This window comes from Exiguobacterium sp. SH1S1 (assembly GCF_004337245.1).
Lineage (GTDB): Bacteria > Bacillota > Bacilli > Exiguobacteriales > Exiguobacteriaceae > Exiguobacterium > Exiguobacterium aurantiacum_A.
Genome location: NZ_SJUZ01000003.1, coordinates 90,511 through 111,194, shown reverse-complemented (window position 1 = coordinate 111,194; position 20,684 = coordinate 90,511). Strand labels below are relative to the sequence as shown.

General features: G+C 51.4%; 20 protein-coding genes. All 20 read left to right on the top strand.

What is annotated here, in order from left to right:
• Positions 1 to 3: 3 nt before the first annotated feature.
• The 20 genes from EVJ23_RS08230 (at position 4) to infB (ending at position 20,669) form a co-directional block, all read left to right on the top strand.
• Positions 4 to 435 carry a chemotaxis protein CheW gene (locus tag EVJ23_RS08230; RefSeq protein ID WP_016508282.1) on the top strand — a complete coding sequence of 144 codons (432 nt, stop codon included), beginning with the start codon at positions 4 to 6 and terminating at the stop codon, positions 433 to 435.
• Positions 425 to 1,024 (top strand): chemotaxis protein CheC, encoded by a 600-nt coding sequence (locus EVJ23_RS08225; protein ID WP_131465271.1) that lies wholly within the window; start codon positions 425 to 427, stop codon positions 1,022 to 1,024. Before EVJ23_RS08230 ends, EVJ23_RS08225 begins: the two co-directional genes overlap by 11 nt.
• Positions 1,017 to 1,502: a chemotaxis protein CheD gene (locus tag EVJ23_RS08220; protein WP_131440252.1), complete on the top strand. Its 486-nt coding sequence runs from the start codon at positions 1,017 to 1,019 to the stop codon at positions 1,500 to 1,502. Before EVJ23_RS08225 ends, EVJ23_RS08220 begins: the two co-directional genes overlap by 8 nt.
• A gap of 12 nt (positions 1,503 to 1,514) precedes the next feature.
• Positions 1,515 to 2,285, top strand: coding sequence for a FliA/WhiG family RNA polymerase sigma factor (locus EVJ23_RS08215; protein ID WP_035385905.1), 771 nt, complete (start codon positions 1,515 to 1,517; stop codon positions 2,283 to 2,285).
• Between the two features lie 12 nt (positions 2,286 to 2,297).
• Complete coding sequence (locus EVJ23_RS08210; RefSeq protein WP_070327476.1) at positions 2,298 to 2,657, top strand: hypothetical protein; 360 nt, start codon at positions 2,298 to 2,300, stop codon at positions 2,655 to 2,657.
• A 152-nt stretch (positions 2,658 to 2,809) separates the two neighbouring features.
• Positions 2,810 to 3,550, top strand: coding sequence for a 30S ribosomal protein S2 (rpsB, locus tag EVJ23_RS08205; RefSeq protein WP_021067146.1), 741 nt, complete (start codon positions 2,810 to 2,812; stop codon positions 3,548 to 3,550).
• Between the two features lie 120 nt (positions 3,551 to 3,670).
• Entirely contained in the window at positions 3,671 to 4,552 is an 882-nt protein-coding gene (gene tsf / locus EVJ23_RS08200; protein ID WP_070327475.1) for a translation elongation factor Ts, read from the top strand.
• 109 nt (positions 4,553 to 4,661) lie between these two features.
• Positions 4,662 to 5,387, top strand: coding sequence for a UMP kinase (gene pyrH, locus EVJ23_RS08195; protein ID WP_071399619.1), 726 nt, complete (start codon positions 4,662 to 4,664; stop codon positions 5,385 to 5,387).
• Positions 5,384 to 5,944, top strand: coding sequence for a ribosome recycling factor (gene frr / locus EVJ23_RS08190; RefSeq protein ID WP_035385902.1), 561 nt, complete (start codon positions 5,384 to 5,386; stop codon positions 5,942 to 5,944). The genes pyrH and frr overlap by 4 nt, the downstream gene beginning before the upstream one ends.
• Before the next feature lie 83 nt (positions 5,945 to 6,027).
• The gene (locus EVJ23_RS08185) at positions 6,028 to 6,765 is read left to right on the top strand and encodes an undecaprenyl pyrophosphate synthase (RefSeq protein ID WP_070327473.1); all 738 of its coding nucleotides are present in this window, start codon (positions 6,028 to 6,030) and stop codon (positions 6,763 to 6,765) included.
• Between the two features lies 1 nt (position 6,766).
• Complete coding sequence (locus EVJ23_RS08180; protein WP_070327472.1) at positions 6,767 to 7,564, top strand: phosphatidate cytidylyltransferase; 798 nt, start codon at positions 6,767 to 6,769, stop codon at positions 7,562 to 7,564.
• A 13-nt stretch (positions 7,565 to 7,577) separates the two neighbouring features.
• Positions 7,578 to 8,723 (top strand): 1-deoxy-D-xylulose-5-phosphate reductoisomerase, encoded by a 1,146-nt coding sequence (locus tag EVJ23_RS08175; protein WP_131440242.1) that lies wholly within the window; start codon positions 7,578 to 7,580, stop codon positions 8,721 to 8,723.
• 16 nt (positions 8,724 to 8,739) lie between these two features.
• The gene (gene rseP / locus EVJ23_RS08170; RefSeq protein ID WP_131440240.1) at positions 8,740 to 9,990 is read left to right on the top strand and encodes an RIP metalloprotease RseP; all 1,251 of its coding nucleotides are present in this window, start codon (positions 8,740 to 8,742) and stop codon (positions 9,988 to 9,990) included.
• A gap of 31 nt (positions 9,991 to 10,021) precedes the next feature.
• Positions 10,022 to 11,722 (top strand): proline--tRNA ligase, encoded by a 1,701-nt coding sequence (locus EVJ23_RS08165; RefSeq protein ID WP_131465269.1) that lies wholly within the window; start codon positions 10,022 to 10,024, stop codon positions 11,720 to 11,722.
• Positions 11,723 to 11,798: 76 nt separating this feature from the next.
• Positions 11,799 to 16,091 carry a PolC-type DNA polymerase III gene (locus EVJ23_RS08160; RefSeq protein ID WP_131465267.1) on the top strand — a complete coding sequence of 1,431 codons (4,293 nt, stop codon included), beginning with the start codon at positions 11,799 to 11,801 and terminating at the stop codon, positions 16,089 to 16,091.
• A gap of 119 nt (positions 16,092 to 16,210) precedes the next feature.
• On the top strand, positions 16,211 to 16,681 hold the full coding sequence (rimP, locus tag EVJ23_RS08155; protein ID WP_070327467.1) for a ribosome maturation factor RimP: 471 nt from the start codon (positions 16,211 to 16,213) through the stop codon (positions 16,679 to 16,681).
• A 12-nt stretch (positions 16,682 to 16,693) separates the two neighbouring features.
• The gene (gene nusA, locus EVJ23_RS08150; protein ID WP_070327466.1) at positions 16,694 to 17,860 is read left to right on the top strand and encodes a transcription termination factor NusA; all 1,167 of its coding nucleotides are present in this window, start codon (positions 16,694 to 16,696) and stop codon (positions 17,858 to 17,860) included.
• Positions 17,857 to 18,135 carry an RNase P modulator RnpM gene (rnpM, locus tag EVJ23_RS08145; RefSeq protein WP_233589595.1) on the top strand — a complete coding sequence of 93 codons (279 nt, stop codon included), beginning with the start codon at positions 17,857 to 17,859 and terminating at the stop codon, positions 18,133 to 18,135. Before nusA ends, rnpM begins: the two co-directional genes overlap by 4 nt.
• Positions 18,132 to 18,428, top strand: a complete 297-nt coding sequence (locus tag EVJ23_RS08140) for a YlxQ family RNA-binding protein (protein WP_131465265.1) — start codon at positions 18,132 to 18,134, stop codon at positions 18,426 to 18,428. Before rnpM ends, EVJ23_RS08140 begins: the two co-directional genes overlap by 4 nt.
• A 21-nt stretch (positions 18,429 to 18,449) precedes the next feature.
• Positions 18,450 to 20,669, top strand: a complete 2,220-nt coding sequence (gene infB / locus EVJ23_RS08135) for a translation initiation factor IF-2 (protein ID WP_070327463.1) — start codon at positions 18,450 to 18,452, stop codon at positions 20,667 to 20,669.
• The last annotated feature ends 15 nt before the right edge of the window (positions 20,670 to 20,684 follow it).

The window sequence follows — 20,684 nt, the reverse complement described above, 5'->3', positions numbered from 1 at the left end:
AAGATGGAACAAAAATGGGTAGTGTTTTCACTCGCATCGAACACGTACGGAATCGATGTCCAATCAGTCCGTTCGATTGAACGGTTACAACCTGTCACCCGGGTGCCGAACGCACCAACACACGTGAAGGGTGTCATCAACCTCCGTGGTGTGGTCACACCGGTCATCGACCTCAGGCTTCGCCTCGGTTATGAAGAAATCGCACCGACAGACGAGACACGGATTTTGATCGCTTCTTTGAATCAAGGCGATGCTGGTTTTATCGTCGATCGTGCCAACGAAGTCGTCGAGAGCGATGAAGTCCGGATCGAACCGATTCCGGATTCGAGCCACGAGATGCACTCGGCACACTTGACGGCGATCGCTAAAGGTGAGGACAAGCTGTTCTCGCTTCTCGATGCGAACGCGTTGTTCGAGGACCAACATGCTGAGTGAATTTGAACAAGATTTGTTAAAAGAACTTGGGAACATCGGTTCTGGACATGCGGCGACCGCGCTCTCGACACTGCTCGCCAAGCCGGTCAACATCACGGTATCGTCTGCTGAAATGGAACCGATCACATATTTACCGGACCGCGTCGGTGGTCCGGAGCGCCATGTGGCCTCTGTCCTGTTAGAGCTTGGGGGCGAGATCAGTGGCATGATCCTGATCATGTTCCCGGTGGATGATGCGGAGAGTATGGTGGCTTCGCTGATCGGCTCACCGTTCACGTTCCAATCGAACAACGAGCTCGGTAAATCGGCGTGGGAAGAGATCGGTAACATTATGAGCGGGGCTTACGCGCGAGCGTTAGGCGACTGGCTCAATACGCCGATTATGATTCAAGTGCCGGCGACCGCGATTGATATGGCCGGATCGATCGTCGAGTTTGTCGTCACGTCCGTTCAACCGGAAGAAGATGCCGCGCTCTATATCGACACGACGTTCATGATTGACGAGAAGGTGAGTGCCGGGCATGTGCTCTTCTTACCGACGCACGGCTCGCTAGATCGGATTCAACGAAGGTTGCTTGGCCATGGCTGAAGTTCTTAAAATCGGGATTGCCGAGTGGAAGCAAACGACAGCACCGAACCGGCTCCGCACGGCGGGACTCGGCTCATGCGTCGGTGTCATCTTGTATGATGCCCGGATGCAAGTGGCGGCGATGGCACACGTCATGCTTCCAGATTCGGCGATCGCAAGGAAACACCAGACGATCGAAGTCGGGAAATATGCGGATACGGCCATCGATGCTCTCGTCGAGTCACTCAAACGGGCCGGGGCAGGACGCCTGCAAGCCAAGATGGCCGGTGGGGCCCAAATGTTTCAATTCAAATATGAGAACGCGGCGATGCGAATCGGGGAACGAAATGCCGAAGCAATCCGCATCGCTTTAAAAGCACATCACATCCCGCTAATCGCCGAGGATTGTGGTGGGCATAACGGACGAACGATTGAATTTGACGTGGCAACATGCGTCTTATCGATTCGGACAGTGAGTATCGGAACAAAAGAACTATAAGGGGGGATCGACATGACGACTCAGCTTACCCAGTTGTGGGATCGTTGGAATACTGACCGCGATATGGATACGGCAAATGAATTATTATCACATTATGAATTTCTGATCCATTATCACGTGCAACGAATGATCGTGACGCTCCCAAAGAGCGTCGAACGCGACGAATTGAAAAGTTTGGGTTACATGGGATTGTACGATGCCCTCATGAAATATGATCCGGAACATAATAATAAATTCGATACGTATGCAGCTTTTCGGATTCGGGGTGCCATTATCGACGGACTTCGAAAAATCGATTGGCTGCCGCGCTCGGTACGAGAGCGCGTGAAGAAGATTGACCATGTCGCCGAACAACTCGAGCAAAAGCTGCACCGTGCCCCGACGAAAGAAGAATTGGCCGACGCGTGCGCGCTTCCGATCGCTGATATCGAAAAGGCGATGGCGGAAGGGTATTTCGCGAACATGTTGTCGATTGACGAGGCGGTGACGCTCCAAGAAGAAGGAAAAGTCATGTCGGTCACGTACTTTGACCCCGATTCGGAAAAACCGGAAGACACGTTGTTGCAACGCGAGTTAGTCGACGTGCTGACGACCGAGATTGATCATCTGTCTGAAAAAGAACGTCTTGTCGTCTCGTTATTTTATTTTGACGAGTTGACATTGACGGAGATTGGGGAAGTGTTAGAATTATCGACTTCCCGCATCTCACAGATTCATTCGAAGGCGTTAAAGACACTCAAACAGGCGCTAGGCCGCTCGTATCTAGAAGAGAAGACATCGTGAGGAGGTGAAGGGATGACTTTTGTGTTGATGATCGCGGGGATCGTGATTGCCTATGGTCTATTGATCGGGTTCCGGCAGATCCAAACATTGAACGAACGCGTCAATCGGCTCGAAAGCGAGAAACGCGAGACAGAGGCGTTGCTCTTGTCATTCATGGAATCGATGAGCGATGTTGTGAAAAACGACGCGCCTGAATCGTCAAAACCGACCTCGGTCGAAATCGCCGAGACAGAAACTGAAACGTCTGAAGACGGCGCGGTTAACCCGAGCGTCGAAGAGGTGTTGCTCCGTCATTCAGTCCGCGACACGGCACGTCTCCTCGGAAAAGGGGAAGGCGAAGTGGCGCTTTATGCGAAACTTCGACAAAAGTGAGAGTTGCCGGATTCGGCGACATGTGCTATAGTAATTTTCGGTGTTAAACACATCACACACGTCTCGGGATGGTATTCCTCGGTGCCGAAAGGTCGGAGTACAACGATGAACGAGGCGGAGGACTTTTTTAAACCACAAGGAGGAAATTTATCATGGCAGTAATCTCAATGAAGCAATTGCTCGAAGCTGGTGTACACTTCGGTCACCAGACACGTCGTTGGAACCCAAAAATGGCGAAATACATCTTCACGGAGCGTAACGGAATCTACATCATCGACCTTCAAAAGACGGTTAAAAAAGTAGACGAAGCTTACAACTTCGTTCGTGAACTCGCGGCAGAAGGCGGAAACGTCCTCTTCGTAGGTACGAAAAAACAAGCTCAAGATACAATCAAAGAAGAAGCACTCCGTTCAGGTATGTACTTCATCAATGAGCGTTGGTTGGGTGGAACACTCACAAACTTCTCAACAATCAAAAAGCGTATTAACCGCTTGAAGCAACTTGAGAAAATGGAAGCTGACGGCACGTTCGAAGTACTTCCTAAAAAAGAAGTCATCATCTTGAAAAAAGAAATGACACGTCTTGAGAAGTTCCTCGGCGGAATCAAAGATATGCCAGGCGTTCCTGACGCTCTCTTCATCGTTGACCCACGCAAAGAGCGGATCGCGATTGCAGAAGCTCACAAATTGAACATCCCAATCGTTGCGATTGTCGATACAAACTGTGACCCAGATGAAATCGACTACGTTATCCCAGCGAACGACGATGCAATTCGTGCGGTTAAATTGCTCACTTCTAAGATGGCTGATGCGATCATCGAAGCGAAGCAAGGCGAAGAAGAAGTTGCTGAAGAAGCTGTAGCTCCAGAAGCTGAAGCTACAGAAGCTGAGTAATCAGTTAGACAACAGGTGATAAAGGGAAAGCCTTTTATCACCTTTTTTTAGGAAATAGTCTATTCGAAGCCTAGTGCTTTTATTTTAAAAAAATGTAAGTTTTACAAGGAGGAATTTCCGATGGCAGTTACAGCAGCAATGGTAAAAGAACTTCGTGAAAAAACAGGAGCAGGTATGCTCGATTGCAAAAAAGCACTCGTGGAAACAGACGGTGACATGCAAGCGGCAATCGACTTCCTTCGTGAAAAAGGGATTGCTAAAGCAGCAGCTAAAGGCGATCGTATCGCAGCTGAAGGCTTGACAGCAGTAGCGGTTGAAGGCAACAAAGCTGCTCTCGTCGAAGTCAACTCAGAGACGGACTTCGTTTCTAAAAACGAGAAGTTCCAAACACTCGTAAGCGATGTAGCGAAAGCGGTTCTCGCTTCAGGTGCGACAACAGTTGAAGCAGCACTTTCTGCTGAATTCGTGGCTGGTAAAACGCTTGAGATTCACATTCAAGAAGAAGCATCGACAATCGGAGAGAAAATCTCGCTCCGTCGCATCGCTGTTCTTGAAAAAGCGGACGACGCTGTATTCGGCACTTACCTTCACATGGGCGGACGCATCGGTTCGGTCGTCGTCATCGACGGCACGACAGATGAGTCAGTAGCGAAAGATGTAGCTATGCACGTAGCAGCAGCTAACCCACTTTACGCGACACGTGACGAAGTCTCGGCTGAAGAAGCAGAGCGCGAGAAGAAAGTCTTGACTGAACAAGCAATCAACGAAGGCAAACCTGCTAACATCGTCGAGAAGATGATCGCGGGACGCATGAACAAGTACTTCGAAGAAATCTGCCTCGTCGACCAAACGTTCGTCAAAGACGCTGACTTCAAAGTTGGAAAATACGTAGAGTCTAAAGGCGGCCGTATCAACTCGTTCGTACGTTTCGAAGTTGGAGAAGGTATGGAAAAACGCGAAGAAAACTTTGCTGAAGAAGTAATGAACCAACTTAAAAAATAATCTGCGTCATGTATGATGATGCAATTAAAATTGGGAACACGTCTGTATAACCTTGAGTTAGTTCGTTAAGGGAGCGTGTTCCCTTTTTTCAAGCATGAGGAGGCAAAGTATGGAACCGAAATATAAGAGAATTGTGTTAAAATTGAGTGGAGAAGCGCTCGCAGGAGATCAAGGATACGGAATCGATCCGGCAATCGTCAACTCGATTTCTGGACAGATTAAAGAGTTAGTCGCCATGGGCGTCGAAGTAGCGGTCGTCGTAGGTGCCGGAAACATCTGGCGCGGAAAGACGGGAAGCGAACTCGGTATGGACCGGGCCAATGCCGATTATATGGGCATGCTCGCAACTGTACTTAACTCGCTTGCACTTCAAGACAGCCTCGAAACACACGGTGTCCAAACCCGCGTCCAAACATCAATCGAAATGCGTCAAGTTGCTGAACCGTATATCCGTCGCCGGGCGATGCGCCACCTTGAAAAAGGCCGGGTCGTCATCTTTGCAGCAGGGACGGGTAACCCATACTTCTCGACAGATACGACAGCAGCGCTCCGGGCAGCCGAGATCGAAGCTGACGTCATCTTAATGGGGAAAAACAACGTCGATGGCGTCTACTCGGCAGACCCGAAACTTGTCCCGGATGCGGTCAAATACGAGTCACTCACATACTTGGACGTCTTAAAAGACGGTCTCCAAGTCATGGACTCGACAGCGACGTCACTATGCATGGACAACCATATTCCGCTGATTGTATTCTCATTGCTTGAAGAAGGAAATATCAAACGTGTCGTTCTCGGGGAACATATCGGGACGGTAGTGGGAGGAATCAATTCATGAGTGCAAACGAAGTTATGAAAACGGCTGAAGAAAAGATGGTTAAAGCCCATACATCATTAAAACGTGATTTTGGGACGCTCCGCACCGGACGCGCCAGTGCATCGATTTTGGACCCGGTCCAAGTCGACTACTACGGTGTGCCAACGCCGCTCAACCAAGTAGCGAACATCAACACGCCGGAAGCTCGTCTTTTGTTGATCCAACCTTGGGACAAGTCGCTCGTAACGGAAGTCGAGAAAGCGATTCAAAGAGCGGATCTCGGTCTGTCGCCATCTTCGGACGGGACAGTCATCCGTTTAGCAATCCCCGCCTTGACGGAAGAGCGCCGGAAAGAACTCGTTAAAATCACGAAGAAGTATGCGGAAGAAGCGAAAGTTGCGGTTCGTAACGTTCGTCGTGACGCGAACGAGAACTTGAAGAAGCTTGAAAAAGATGGTGATTTGACAGAAGACGACCTCCGCGGTTACGCGGACGACGTTCAAACGTTAACGGATTCTTACATCAAAAAGATTGATGAGTCTGCAGCGGTCAAAGAAAAAGAGATCATGGAAGTATAATCACGGAAGTGGTATACCAAAAAGCTGTGTGGGGACCCTTTTACTGAAAGGGTCCCTCTTTCATACAATCAGGAGGATAGACTATGTTTAAATGGGTGAATCCTAAAACGAAGACTGAGGCGGAATTGAGCATCCCAGAGCACGTCGCCATCATCATGGACGGAAACGGCCGTTGGGCGAAGAAACGTGGGCTCCCGCGCATCATGGGTCACCGGGAAGGGATGAAATCGGTCCGTGAATCAGTCCGGACGGCTCAAGAGCTCGGTATCAAGTCGCTGACGCTTTACGCGTTCTCGACTGAAAACTGGACGCGTCCAGAAGAAGAAGTCAATTTTTTGATGAAGTTGCCGAAGCAATTTTTAGAGACCGACTTAAAAGAACTCGACGAACAAAACGTCAGAGTGCTCGTTGCCGGTGACGTGTCGAAACTACCGCGTGGAACACGCGAGGCGGTCGAGGAAGCGCGCACGCGTACCGCGACGAACACGGGTTTAGATCTCGTCTTCGCGTTGAACTATGGCGGCCGTGACGAACTCATCCAAGCAATGCGTGACATTGCGCGCGACGTGTCGGCCGGACACATCAATCCAGATGAGATCGACGAGTCGATGATCGGAGAGCGGCTCATGACGAATATGCAAGATGTCGATTTGATCATTCGGACGAGCGGTGAACAACGGTTATCGAACTTCCTGCTCTGGCAAGGGGCGTATGCCGAACTCCACTTCACAGACGTATTGTGGCCCGAGTTCAAACGTGAGCACTTCGTCGAAGCAATCGAAGCGTACAATACACGTACGCGTCGGTTTGGTGGAGTGTAATATGAAAACACGAATTATTACCGGACTTTGGGCCGGCGCCATCTTTGTCAGCTTGATCGCCCTTGGCGGCAGCCCGTTCGTCATCTTGATGGGCGTGCTCGCTTTGATCGGTTTGAGCGAGTTTACGATGATGCGTGAACATAAGCTGACAGCGTTCCCGTTCCTCGTGACATCGTTGCTCGTAGCGTTCCCGTTCGTCATGATGCTCTTAGAACGGCAGTTGTTGACGAGTGAACTTCCGATTTCGACGAGTCAATGGATGGTGCTCGGGTTAATGCTGCTTCTCTTTTGGACGGTCGTCACGAAAAACCGTTTCACATATGAAGATGCGAGTTTTTATTTCGTCTCGGCTGTTTATCTCGTCATCGGGTTTTCAAGCTTTGCCCTCGTCCGTCTGTCTGAAGACGGGCTGGCGAAAGTATTGCTCGTCTTATTTATCATTTGGGCGACCGACTCGGGTGCGTATTTCACGGGGAAAGCAATCGGCAAGACGAAACTGTGGCCCTCGATCAGCCCGAACAAGACGATCGAAGGAGCTGTCGGCGGTATTGTTTCAGCTGTGGTCGTCGGTGTCGTCTATGTCTTGATTGAACCGGTCCTACCGCTCGTCGAAGTGCTCGTCTTAGCGGTTGTCGTTTCTGTCGTCGGCCAGCTCGGTGATTTGGTACAATCAGCGTACAAACGTCAGTTTGGCGTAAAAGATTCTGGACATCTATTACCGGGACATGGTGGCATTTTAGACCGATTTGATAGTATGATCGCGGTATTCACCGTCATTTGGATTTTCAATTTGTTGTAAAAGGAGTGTCAAGATGAAGCGAATCAGCTTAATCGGGGCGACTGGTTCGATCGGCGTACAGACGTGCGACGTGATCGAGCAGCACCCCGACTTGTTTGAACTTGAGGCGTACGCGTTCGGAACGAACGTCGAGGTAGCCGAGGAATGGATCAATCGCCTTCGCCCGAAATACGTATCAGCCAAAACGATCGAGGTACTCGAACAGCTCAAGCCACGCCTTACATACGAACCACTCTTTTTTATCGGACTCGAAGGGTTGATCGAATGTGCGACCGCTGAGCGGGCCGATGTGGTCGTCACGGCCGTCGTCGGGGCAGTCGGCTTAGAGCCGACGCTTGCCGCCATTAAAGCCGGTAAAGATATCGCCTTGGCGAACAAAGAAACGCTCGTCACAGCCGGACATCTCGTCATGGCCGCCGTCAAAGAGCACGGCGTCAGTTTGCTTCCAGTCGACAGTGAACACTCGGCCATCTATCAATGCCTGAACGGAGAACGTCGCGAGGACGTTTCAAAAATCATTTTGACGGCCTCGGGCGGAAGTTTCCGTGATCAGACACGCGCTGAATTAGCGAGCGTGACCGTCGAAGAAGCGCTCAATCATCCGAACTGGTCGATGGGTGCAAAAATCACAATCGATTCGGCGACGATGTTCAACAAAGGGCTCGAAGTCATCGAAGCGCACTGGTTGTTCGATATCGATTATAATGATATTGAAGTGGTGCTCCATCGGGAGTCGATCATTCACTCGATGGTCGAGTTTAAAGACGCCGCAGTCATGGCGCAACTCGGAAACCCCGATATGCGGGGACCGATCCTCTATGCGCTCTCTACCCCGAAACGGCTTGAAATCGAAGGGAACAAGCGGTTAAACTTGAGAGAAATCGGGACGCTCCATTTTGCGGAAGCCGATTTAGATCGCTATCCGGCTCTTCGACTAGCGTATGAAGCAGGTCGTCAAGGTGGTTCAATGCCAACTGTGTTGAATGCGGCTAACGAAACGGCTGTCGATTTGTTCTTGAACGGAAAGATTGCGTTCGTCGAGATTGAATCGATCGTCGCGCAAGCGATGGATGCACATACAGTCATTGTAGAACCGACGCTTGAGCAGATCCTTCAAGTCGATCAATCGGTTCGTGAACAAATTCAGCAACGAAAGTGAAGGTGGGAAATAGATCATGCAAACTTTTATCGCCATCGTTTTGATGTTTGGGGTGCTCATTTCAGTTCATGAATGGGGACACCTCGTCATGGCGAAACGGGCAGGGATTCTCTGTCATGAATTTGCAATCGGGTTTGGGCCGAAAATCTTTTCGTTCAGAAAGAATGAGACGCTCTATACGATTCGCTTATTGCCGATCGGTGGTTACGTCAAGATGGCAGGTGAGGATTTCGAGCCGATCGAAGTGAAGGCCGGTCAACAAGTCGGGCTCCGGTTAACGAGCGCTGGCACAGTCGACCGCGTCTATTTCCAACCGGACCAAGCGACGGATGTACACGTCGTCGGCACGGTCGACAAGTTTGATTCAATCCGTGAATTGAAGATTCAATTGCTCGTCGACGAAGAAGTGCGGGTGTACACACTCGAGCGCGACACACTCCTCGTCGATCAAGGTATGGAGATTCAAATCGCACCGTACGACCGCACGTTCGGAGCGCAATCAGTTTGGAAGCGAGTGCTCGCGATCGCAGCCGGCCCGGCCATGAACTTCGTCCTTGCTTTCGTCTTGCTCGTCATTGTCGGTCTCGTGCAAGGCACACCGACAGACGATGGTCAAATCGGGACGGTACAACCGGATTCAGCGGCTGATCAAGCCGGGCTTGTCACCGGAGACGAAATCGTCTCGATCGAGGGTGAGACGATTGATAACTGGCTCGACCTGAGAACGGTTTTGGCCGATCGTGCCGATACACCGACCGAGGTGACCTATATTCGGGCGGGTGAGGAACAAACGGTAACGCTCACACCTCAAGCAGTCGAACAAAATGGTGAGACGGTCGGTATCCTTGGCGTGACAAATGCGCTCGAGCGATCACCGACAAAAGCGTTCACAACAGGAGCTGAGACGACGTGGACGATGTCGACATTGATTTTCTCTGCGGTCGGTGATTTAGTGACCGGCCAAGTCGGAGTCGATCAACTCGCAGGTCCGGTCGGGATTGTCCGCATGACCGACGAAGTGGCGGCGAGCGGTTTCATCATGTTGCTCAACTGGACGGCACTTTTATCCGTCAACTTGGCGATCTTCAACTTGTTGCCGCTTCCGGCGCTTGACGGGGGACGACTCATCTTCTTGTTGTTCGAGGCAGTGCGTGGTCGACCGATCGATCCAAAAAAAGAAGGGTTCGTCCACTTTATCGGATTTGCCCTGCTTATGCTGCTCATGCTCATCGTCACTTGGAACGATATCCAATCATTTTTCAAATAGACTGTGTTAGAGAAGGGAAACGTTGATATTTATGAAACAATCGAGATTGCTTATGCCTACTTTGAGAGAGGTTCCTGCTGACGCTGAAGCTGTCAGCCATCAACTTCTCGTGCGCGGTGGATTTATTCGACAAAATGCAGCGGGGATCTACTCTTATTTACCACTCGGTCATCGTGTGTTACAAAATATTCAAACGATCATCCGTGAAGAGATGAACCGGGCCGGGGCGCAAGAACTGCTCATGCCGGCGATCCAACCAGCGGAGCTATGGGAAGAGACGGGACGTTGGGACATCTACGGACCTGAACTGATGCGTTTGACGGACCGTCATGACCGCCGTTTCGCACTTGGAGCGACTCACGAAGAGTTGATCACGTCGATCGTCCGTGACGAGTTGAACTCGTATAAGAAGTTACCGGTCAACTTGTACCAGATTCAGACGAAGTATCGCGATGAGCGTCGTCCGCGGTTCGGATTATTACGCGGACGTGAGTTTTTGATGAAAGATGCCTACTCGTTCCACGCCACACAGGCTGATTTGGACGAAGAGTACGACAACATGTATAACGCTTATTCACGCATCTTTGACCGCACCGGTTTGAAGTATCGTCCGGTCGTGGCCGATTCAGGCGCGATTGGCGGGAAAGACACGCACGAATTCCAGGCGCTCGCCGAAATCGGTGAGGATACGATCGTCTACACGGACTCGTCGTCATACGCGGCGAACATCGAGATGGCAGAAACGCTTGACCGTTACGACATGCAAGCGGGTGTTGTGCTCGAGCTCGATAAAGTCGATACGAAAGAGCATAAGACGATCGAAGACGTGGCGCGATTCTTGGGCGTGGAGACGAACACGACGATCAAGTCGGTGTTGTTCAACGTCGACGGCGAGACGGTCATGGCGATCGTTCGCGGTGATCACGAAGCGAACGATGTCAAAGTGAAGAACGCCCTCGGCGGACTCGATATCCAAATGGAAGACGAGTCGAAGATCATTGAATTGTTCGGCTGTGAACCAGGGACGCTCGGACCGATCAACGCACCGGTCAAAGTCGTCGCCGATTACGCCGTTAAATATTTAGTCGATGCGGTATGTGGCGCCAACGTTGCGAACACGCACTTCATGCACGTCAATGCAGAACGCGACTTGTCGCACTTGACGTATCATGACCTCCGCTTCGTCGTCGAAGGCGACTTGGCACCAGACGAATCTGGTCCAGTCCGGTTCGCACGTGGGATCGAGGTCGGTCAAGTGTTCAAACTCGGCACGCGTTACTCAGAAGCGATGGGCGCGACGTTCTTGAACGAAGAAGGCCGGGCGGAACCACTCATCATGGGTTGTTACGGCATCGGTGTCTCGCGGACGCTTTCGGCGATCGTCGAACAGCACCACGACGACCGCGGCATCGTTTGGCCGAAGAGTGTCGCACCGTTTGATCTGCACTTGATCGCGATCAACGCGAAAGACGAGACGCAACTCGAACTTTCGAATCGACTTTACGATGAACTATCGTCGAAGTATGATGTATTGTACGACGACCGCAAAGAACGGGCCGGCGTTAAATTTGCCGACGCTGACTTGATCGGCTTGCCGATTCGTATCAACGTCGGGAAGAAAGCCGGTGAAGGCATCGTCGAAGTGAAAGTCCGTGCTACGGGCGAAGTGATTGAAACGACGGTAGAAGAGTTGCCGCAAGTAATTGTCGCGCAGCTCAACGAGACGCATTGATCGATGAAGGTGACGGTTTCTTGCCGTCACCTTCATTTTTCGACATTGTCATATAAAAGGGGGGGACGACTTACCCGTGGAAGCAAATCAAAAGATGCAATTACTGTTGACGGATCTCGGGATCACGACAGAGAGTGATCAGTTCGACGGAGCGGAACTATCGCGTCTTGTCGTCAATAAGCAACGACGGACGTGGACGTTTTACTTCAAGATCCGCCAAGTGTTACCATATGAGGTTTATCAATTGTTCATGAGTCGGGTCGAGAATCGGTACGCGACGTTTGCCGATGAAGTGTACGCTCGTTTTACGACAGAGACGGGTGGAAGCGAGCAGGATTATATCGACTACTGGCCGCGCATCGTCAGTGAGCTCAGTCAAGTGTCGGGGGCGATGCGAAGCTATTTCGCAACTGTCAAACCGCGCTTCGAGCAAAACAAGTTGCTCATTCCCGTCCGCTCCGCACCTGAGGCGAGCTATGTCGATAAAGAGCTGTGCCAAGAAGTTCAAGCGCTCTACAGTGCTTACGGGTTTATGAAAAAGCCGTGCCAAGCGAGTTTCTCAGAAGACGCGGAAGCGAATCAGGCGTTGCGTGAACAAGTCGTCCAAGAAGATATCGAACAGGCGAAACTCGCACTCGCGGCCCAGTTCGCCAAAGCGACCGAGACGAACGATGAGCCGATCACGGAAGTGCGGATGGGCGCCTTGATCAAAGACGAGATCGTCCCGATCAAGACGATCATCGAAGAAGAACGCCGTGTCGCCATCCGTGGACTCGTGTTTTCAGCCGAACGGAAAGAGTTGAAGAGCGGGAAGAAGCTATTCACGATCAAGATGACCGATTATACCGATTCGCTCATCGTCAAAGTGTTCGCACGTGACGATGATGACGACCGTATGCTCAGTGCCGTCAAAAAAGGCATGTGGATCCAAGCGGCCGGACGGGTCGAAGACGATAGCTTCATGCGCGAACTGTGCATGATGGCGTCGCAGCTCCAAGAAGTGAAAGTCGAACCGAAGCGTGACGAATGGGCCGGGGAGAAACGTGTCGAACTGCACGCCCATACGCAGATGAGCCAAATGGATGCGGTCACGAACGTGTCGGCGCTCGTCGCCCGGGCTGCCAAGTGGGGTCATCGCGCCATCGCCATCACCGACCATGCCGGTGTGCAATCGTTCCCGGAAGCCTATTATGCCGGGAAAAAGAACGACATTAAAATCTTGTACGGTGTCGAGGCGAACGTCGTCAATGACGGCGTGCCTGTCGCGTATCATCCGACCGACGTCTCGCTCGACGAGGCGACGTACGTCGTGTTCGACGTCGAGACGACCGGTCTGTCGGCCGTCTACAACAAAATCATCGAACTCGCCGGCGTCAAGATTAAAGACGGTGAGATCATCGACCGGTTCGAAGCGTTCGCCGACCCGAAGCATCAACTCTCGGCGACGACGATCGAACTGACCGGGATCACCGATGACATGGTCCACGGACAGCCCGACCCAGAAGTGATCGCGAAACAGTTCGTCGACTGGTGCGGCGACGGGATTCTCGTCGCTCATAACGCCTCGTTCGATATGGGCTTTCTCGAGGCGACGCTCCGAAGCGGAGGACATGAGCCGGACGATTATCCGGTCATCGATACGCTTGAACTGGCCCGGACGATTTTACCGACGCTCAAAAACCACCGTCTCAACACGCTCGCCAAGCGGTTTGATATCGAATTGACGCAGCATCACCGGGCCATCTATGACGCCGAGGCGACGGCGTACCTGCTCATGAAGTTGCTCGATTTGGCGAAACAGATGTTCGAGATGCAGACGCATCGGTCACTGAACGCGAAAGTCGGCAGTGACGTCTCGAAGATCCGTCCGTTTCATGCGACGGTTTACGCGAAGACGAAAAAGCCAGGATTGCGCCACTTGTATGAGTTGATCTCGTTGTCGCACATCGACTATTTGTTCCGGATGGCTCGGATGCCGCGCTCAGAGATCGAGAAGCGCCGAGAAGGGCTGCTCATCGGCTCGGCGTGCGACAACGGCGAGATCTTTGACGCCGCCTTGAACAAGTCGGACGAAGAGCTCGAGAAGATGATGGCATTTTATGACTTCATCGAGATTCATCCGCCGGCACTTTATATGCATCTGATCGATAAAGAGATCGTCGCGAACGAGCTTGAACTTCGTGATATTATCAAACGGATCATTCGCGTGGCAGGTCAAGCGGGACTTCCGGTCTGTGCGACCGGGAACGTCCATTACTTGGACCGGACGGATCGGTCGTATCGCGAAATCCTGATCCGGACGCAAGGTGGGGCCAACTTCATTAACACGAGAAAAGAGTTGCCTCATGCCCATTTCCGGACGACGAAAGAAATGATGGAAGAGTTTAAATTTTTAGGTGACGAGCTCGCACGGGAGATTGTCATCACGAATCCGAACGCAATCGCCGATCAGATCGAAGCGATTCAAATTATCCCGGATGAACTGTATACGCCGAAAATCGAAGGGGCGGATGACGAGGTCCGCAATATGAGTTATGACATGGCCCGCTCGATTTACGGGGACGAGCTTCCGGAGATCGTCGAGGCCCGGCTCGAGAAGGAACTGAAATCAATCATCGGCCACGGTTTCGCCGTCATTTATTTGATCTCACATAAACTCGTCAAGAAGTCACTCGACGACGGTTACCTCGTCGGTTCACGGGGATCGGTCGGGTCGAGTCTCGTCGCGACGATGACCGAGATCACCGAGGTCAATCCACTACCACCGCATTATGTCTGTCCGAAGTGTCAACACTCTCACTTCTTTAATGACGGGTCGATCGGTTCCGGGTACGATCTTCCGGACAAGCAATGTCCGGAGTGTGGGACGTGGTATACGAAAGACGGACACGATATCCCGTTCGAGACGTTCCTTGGCTTTAAAGGGGACAAAGTACCAGATATCGATTTGAACTTCTCAGGTGAGTACCAGCCTCACGCTCACGCCTACACGAAAGTGTTGTTCGGAGAAGAGTACGTCTATCGTGCCGGGACGATCGGGACGATTGCCGACAAGACGGCGTACGGATATGTGAAAGGCTATGCGACCGAAAACGACAAGATTTACCGGAACGCCGAAGTCGATCGTCTCGTCTCGGGTGTCACCGGTGTCAAACGGACGACCGGGCAGCATCCAGGCGGGATTATCGTCGTCCCGGACTACATGGACATCGCCGAAATCTCGCCGATCCAGTATCCAGCCGACGATCGAACGTCTGAATGGAAGACGACACACTTCGACTTCCATTCGATTCACGACAACTTGCTCAAGCTCGACATTCTCGGACACGATGACCCGACCGTCATCCGGATGCTCCAAGACTTATCAGGCATCGACCCGTTGACGATCCCGACGGATGATCCGACCGTCATGAAAATCTTTTCGTCACCGGAAGTGCTCGGTGTCACACCGGAGCAAATCGAGTCAAAAACAGGGACGCTCGGTATTCCTGAGTTTGGGACGAAGTTCGTTCGCCAAATGCTTGAAGAGACGAAACCGTCCACGTTCTCAGAGCTCGTCCAAATTTCAGGTCTGTCTCACGGGACGGACGTTTGGATTGGGAATGCGAACGAGTTGATCTATAACGGGACGTGTGAACTGAAAGACGTCATCGGGTGTCGTGACGACATTATGGTCTACTTGATCTACGCCGGACTTGAGCCATCGTTCGCCTTTAAGATCATGGAGTCGGTCCGTAAAGGGAAAGGTTTGTCTGACGACATGGAGTCAGAGATGCGGGAGAACAGCGTCCCGGAATGGTATATCTCTTCTTGTAAGAAGATCAAATACATGTTCCCGAAAGCACATGCGACCGCGTACGTGCTCATGGCCGTCCGGATCGCTTACTTCAAAGTGCACCACCCGATTCTGTATTACGCGACATACTTTACGGTCCGCGCCGGCGATTTTGATTTGTCGGCGATGATCAAAGGGTCTCAGGCCGTCCGCAAGGCGATGTCTGATATCCGGGAGAAAGGCTTCGACGCCACGGCGAAAGATAAAGGGCTTCACACCGTGCTCGAACTCGCACTTGAGATGCTCGAACGCGGCATGAAATTCCAAAACATCGATCTTTACCGTTCGAATGCGACCGAGTTCTTGATTGAAGGCAACACGCTCATTCCACCGTTCAACGCTGTCGATGGACTCGGGACGAACGCGGCGAAAGCGATTGTCGAGGCGCGTGCCGAAGGTCAGTTCTTGTCAAAAGAGGATCTCCGGAAACGGGCGAAATTGTCGAAGACGATTATCGAGACGCTCGATACGATGAAATGTCTCGAAGGCCTGCCTGACGAGAACCAACTTTCGTTCTTTGATTTTGGGGTGTAAGTTGCGAAAAAGCGGGAAAATATGATATATTGGTATCGAACAATGTTGGATACTACGACGGAAAGGAGTAGGGAACCCTACTCCTTTCTTGTATGTAAAAGCCAGAAGGAGGGATGAGAGTGTCCAAAATAACAGAAGTCGTCGAAACAATCGCGTTGCCGATTGTCGAGCAAGCGAACATGGAATTGGTCGATGTTGAATTCGTGAAAGAAGGGCCAGACTGGTTCTTGCGCGTCTATATCGATAAACCGGGGGGCGTCGATTTAGATGATTGCGTCAACATCAACGAGCAACTCTCGGAGAAATTAAACGCTACCGACCCAATCGAACAAGCCTATTATCTTGACGTCTCGAGTCCCGGTGCCGAACGACCACTTAAAAAGCCGACTGACTTTGAGCGGGCGATTGGGAAAAACGTCTACATTAAAACGTTTGCCCCGATTGAAGGTGCCAAAGAGTTCGAGGGCATTTTGACGGAGTACGACGGCGAGACCGCAGTTGTCGAAACGCGCATCAAGACTAGAAAAAAAGCGATATCGCTACCGGTTGATAAAATTGCACAAGCCCGCCTAGCGGTCACGTTTAGTTAAGGAGAGGTAAAGATGGGGCCACAATTACTCACAACAATCGAACAGATTGCACAAGAAAAAGGGATCGAGAAAGAAATCATCATCGACGCGCTTGAACAGGCGCTCATTTCGGCATATCGCCGAAACGTCGCCAACCCGAACGAGCACGTCAAAGTTGAGTTTGACCAAGTGACAGGTGACATTCGCGTGTTCGCGCTTCTCGAAGTCGTTGAACGCCTGACGCATCCGGACCAACAGCTTTCGCTTGAAGAAGCGCACGAAATCGACCCGAACTTTGAGTTAGGGGACTTCCATAAAGAAGAAGTGACACCGAGCGACTTCGGTCGTGTCGCAGCGATGACGGCCAAACAAGTCGTCACGCAAAAGATGCGTGAAGCCGAGCGCGAACGCATCTACAACCACTTCGTCGATAAAGAAGACGAGATCATGACAGGGATCGTCGAGCGGTTTGACCCGCGCAACTTGTACATCGGTTTAGAGAACAACATCGAGGCAGTGTTGACGCCGAACGAACAGATGCCGAACGAGTCGTATAAGATTCATGAACGCATCAAAGTATACGTGACGAAAGTTGACTCGACGACGAAAGGTTCTGGCGCGGCGATTCAAGTGTCGCGGACACATCCTGGCCTACTTCGTCGTTTGTTCGAACTCGAAGTTCCAGAAATCGCGAGCGGGACGGTCGACGTCATGTCGGTGTCGCGTGAAGCGGGAGACCGTTCGAAAATCGCGGTCCACTCAGACATCGTCGATCCGGTCGGCGCATGTGTCGGTCCAAAAGGGCAACGTGTCCAGACGATCGTCGATGAATTGAACGGTGAGAAGATCGACATCGTCCGTTGGTCGAACGATCCAAAAGAGTTCGTTAAAAACGCACTCAGCCCGGCTCAAGTCGTTGACGTATATGTCAATGAACCGAACAAGTCGACGACAGTCGTCGTGCCGGACTATCAATTGTCGCTCGCGATCGGGAAACGCGGTCAAAACGCGCGCCTCGCCGCCAAGTTGACAGGTTGGAAAATTGATATTAAGAGTGAGACGGATGCAGAGAGCATGAACTTGTTCGATACGTATGCCGAAAAAGTTGAATCAACGCCAGAAATTGTTCACAATGAAGTTGAACAGACTGACTCGGTTGATGTGACGCTCGAACCAACCGCGGTAAAAGAAGAGGAATGACCATGAAGCAAAAGAAACTTCCTTTGCGTAAATGTGTGATCACTCAAGAGATGTTACCAAAGAACGATTTGATTCGTGTCGTACGGACGCCGGAAGGCGACGTCGTCATCGACACGACCGGCAAACTGAACGGTCGTGGCGCGTATTTGTCAAGAGATGTCGATGTGATTCGTTTAGCAGAGAAAAAACGAACGCTTGATCATCATCTGAAAGTGAAGACGAGCGAGACACTTTATGAACAGCTAGAACAAGCTGTCACAGGTGCCGAATCATGAGTCAGTGGGAATCATTGTTAGGCCTCGCCTCACGTGCGAGGAAGGTAACGATGGGAGAAGAGTTTGTCTTGAAGGATGTACGGGCTGGCCGAGCCAAGCTCGTCATTCTTGCCGGAGACGCGGGAGCGTCGACGAGAAAACGGATTACCGACAAATGTGCATCGTATGGTGTTCCATTAATCGAAGTGAGCGACCGACATACAATCGGAGCTGCTTTAGGTAAAGACATGCGAGTCGTCGTGTCTGTGACAGAATCCGGATTTGCGAACAAGCTTAAGCAACTTCTCTCTTAACTATTAACGGAGGTGGATGCTTTGGGAAAACGCGTCTATGAATTTGCAAAAGAACAGAATGTAACAAGTAAACAAGTCATTACTCAGCTCGAGAAGATGAACAAGTCAGTGAAAAATCACATGGCTGTATTGGATGATGAGTCGGTCAAGCAACTCGACCGTGTCTTCAACCCTGAGAAATATCGTTCGGCTGAGAAGCAAGAAAAACCTGCTGAGTCGAAGCCGGCTGAAGCGAAGCCTGCTGCGAAACAAGAAGCAGAGAAAAAAGAAGCACCGAAAGCCCGTCCACAAACTTCTAGCGCCCCGAGCAATCAAGCGGGCAACCGTGGTGGCAACCGTTTCGGCAACAACCGTAACGATAACCGCAACAAAAAGCGCGGCGGTAAATTTAAAGGGAAGCCTGCAAAAGCGGCAATCCCGTTAGAAGCAGATCCTAATTCAAAAACGAGCCAGCGTAAAGCATCTCGTTTAGCGCAAGAGTCTGAAATGGGCAACGTCATCAAGTACGAGGACGTCCTCAGCGTATCGGATCTCGCGGCGAAGATGGATAAAAAGCCAAACGAGATCATCATGAAATTGATGGGTCTTGGCGTCATGGCGACGATCAACCAAACACTCGATGACGAGACGATCGAATTGCTCGCAACTGAATTCGGTTTCGAAGTCGAAAAAGAAGTCATCATCGATGAGACGGACTTCGAAGAAGTAGAAATCGACTTCTCTGAGTACGACCTCATTGAGCGTCCTGCCGTCGTCACAATCATGGGTCACGTCGACCATGGTAAAACGACGTTGCTTGACTCGATCCGGAACACGAAAGTCGTCGCTGGCGAAGCTGGTGGGATCACGCAGCATATCGGTGCGTACCAAGTTGATATCAACGGTAAAAAAATCACATTCCTCGACACACCAGGTCACGCCGCCTTTACGACGATGCGTGCCCGTGGAGCTGAAGTGACGGATATCGCGATTATCGTTGTCGCAGCAGATGATGGTGTCATGCCACAGACAGAAGAAGCGATTTCTCACGCGAAGGCGGCAAACGTCCCAATCATCGTTGCCGTCAACAAAATGGACAAAGAAGGGGCTAACCCTGACCGCGTCAAACAAGAGTTGACTGAATTCGGACTCGTACCGGAAGAGTGGGGCGGCGAAACAATTTTCGTACCGATCTCTGCTTTGAAAGATGAGGGAATCGATGAGTTGCTCGAGATGATCTTGCTCGTTTCAGAAGTCGAAGAGTACAAGTCGACGCCTGAAATGCCAGCTCGCGGTTCGGTCATCGAAGCGAAGCTCGATAAAGGTCGCGGTCCTGTCGCCACGCTTCTCGTTCAACACGGGACACTTCGTATCGGTGACTCGATCGTCGTCGGCAGCACGTTCGGACGCGTCCGGGCCATGGTCAACGATATCGGTCGTCGTGTGAAAGAAGTTGGCCCATCGACGCCAATCGAAATTACAGGATTGAACGATGTCCCACAAGCTGGTGACCAGTTCATCGTCTTCGAAGACGAGAAAAAGGCACGTGCAATCGGAGAGAAACGTTACCAACGTTACCTCGAGTCGCAGCGCCGTGAATCGGCTAAAGTCAGTCTTGAAGACTTGTTCAGCCGGATTCAAGAAGGCGAAGTCAAAGACTTGAACGTCATCATCAAAGCAGACGTTCAAGGATCGGCTGAAGCGCTCGCTGGATCACTCCGCAAAATCGACGTCGCAGGCGTCAAGATCAACATCGTGCATCAAGGTGTCGGTGCGATCACAGAAGGTGACGTCATCCTCGCTTCAGCAGCGAACGCGATCATCATCGGATTCAACGTCCGTCCAGACGGTAACGCCCGATCAATGGCCGAACAAGAACACGTTGAAATGCGTCTGCACCGGATCATCTATAACGCGATCGATGAAATCGAAAGCGCGATGAAAGGGATGCTTGACCCTGAGTTCGTTGAAGAAGTGATCGGACAAGTCGAAGTCCGTGACGTCTTCAAAGTTTCAAAAGTCGGTGCGATTGCCGGCTGTTACGTCACTGAAGGTAAAATCTCACGTGATGCCGGCGTACGCGTCATCCGTAACGGGATTGTCGTGTACGAAGGTAAACTCGATACGCTCCGCCGCTTCAAAGACGATGTCAAAGAAGTTGCGACAGGCTACGAGTGTGGGATCAAAGTAGAGAAGTACGACGACATCAAAGTGGAGGACGTCATCGAAGCGTTCGTCATGAAAGAAGTCGAACGTAAATAAAGTGAGGAGGGAACA

Coding starts and splice junctions, on each gene's coding strand:
- EVJ23_RS08230 (WP_016508282.1), top strand. CDS start 4: ATGGAACAAAAATGGGTAGTGTTTTCACTCGCATCGAACACGTACGGA.
- EVJ23_RS08225 (WP_131465271.1), top strand. CDS start 425: ATGCTGAGTGAATTTGAACAAGATTTGTTAAAAGAACTTGGGAACATC.
- EVJ23_RS08220 (WP_131440252.1), top strand. CDS start 1,017: ATGGCTGAAGTTCTTAAAATCGGGATTGCCGAGTGGAAGCAAACGACA.
- EVJ23_RS08215 (WP_035385905.1), top strand. CDS start 1,515: ATGACGACTCAGCTTACCCAGTTGTGGGATCGTTGGAATACTGACCGC.
- EVJ23_RS08210 (WP_070327476.1), top strand. CDS start 2,298: ATGACTTTTGTGTTGATGATCGCGGGGATCGTGATTGCCTATGGTCTA.
- rpsB (WP_021067146.1), top strand. CDS start 2,810: ATGGCAGTAATCTCAATGAAGCAATTGCTCGAAGCTGGTGTACACTTC.
- tsf (WP_070327475.1), top strand. CDS start 3,671: ATGGCAGTTACAGCAGCAATGGTAAAAGAACTTCGTGAAAAAACAGGA.
- pyrH (WP_071399619.1), top strand. CDS start 4,662: ATGGAACCGAAATATAAGAGAATTGTGTTAAAATTGAGTGGAGAAGCG.
- frr (WP_035385902.1), top strand. CDS start 5,384: ATGAGTGCAAACGAAGTTATGAAAACGGCTGAAGAAAAGATGGTTAAA.
- EVJ23_RS08185 (WP_070327473.1), top strand. CDS start 6,028: ATGTTTAAATGGGTGAATCCTAAAACGAAGACTGAGGCGGAATTGAGC.
- EVJ23_RS08180 (WP_070327472.1), top strand. CDS start 6,767: ATGAAAACACGAATTATTACCGGACTTTGGGCCGGCGCCATCTTTGTC.
- EVJ23_RS08175 (WP_131440242.1), top strand. CDS start 7,578: ATGAAGCGAATCAGCTTAATCGGGGCGACTGGTTCGATCGGCGTACAG.
- rseP (WP_131440240.1), top strand. CDS start 8,740: ATGCAAACTTTTATCGCCATCGTTTTGATGTTTGGGGTGCTCATTTCA.
- EVJ23_RS08165 (WP_131465269.1), top strand. CDS start 10,022: ATGAAACAATCGAGATTGCTTATGCCTACTTTGAGAGAGGTTCCTGCT.
- nusA (WP_070327466.1), top strand. CDS start 16,694: ATGGGGCCACAATTACTCACAACAATCGAACAGATTGCACAAGAAAAA.
- rnpM (WP_233589595.1), top strand. CDS start 17,857: ATGACCATGAAGCAAAAGAAACTTCCTTTGCGTAAATGTGTGATCACT.
- EVJ23_RS08140 (WP_131465265.1), top strand. CDS start 18,132: ATGAGTCAGTGGGAATCATTGTTAGGCCTCGCCTCACGTGCGAGGAAG.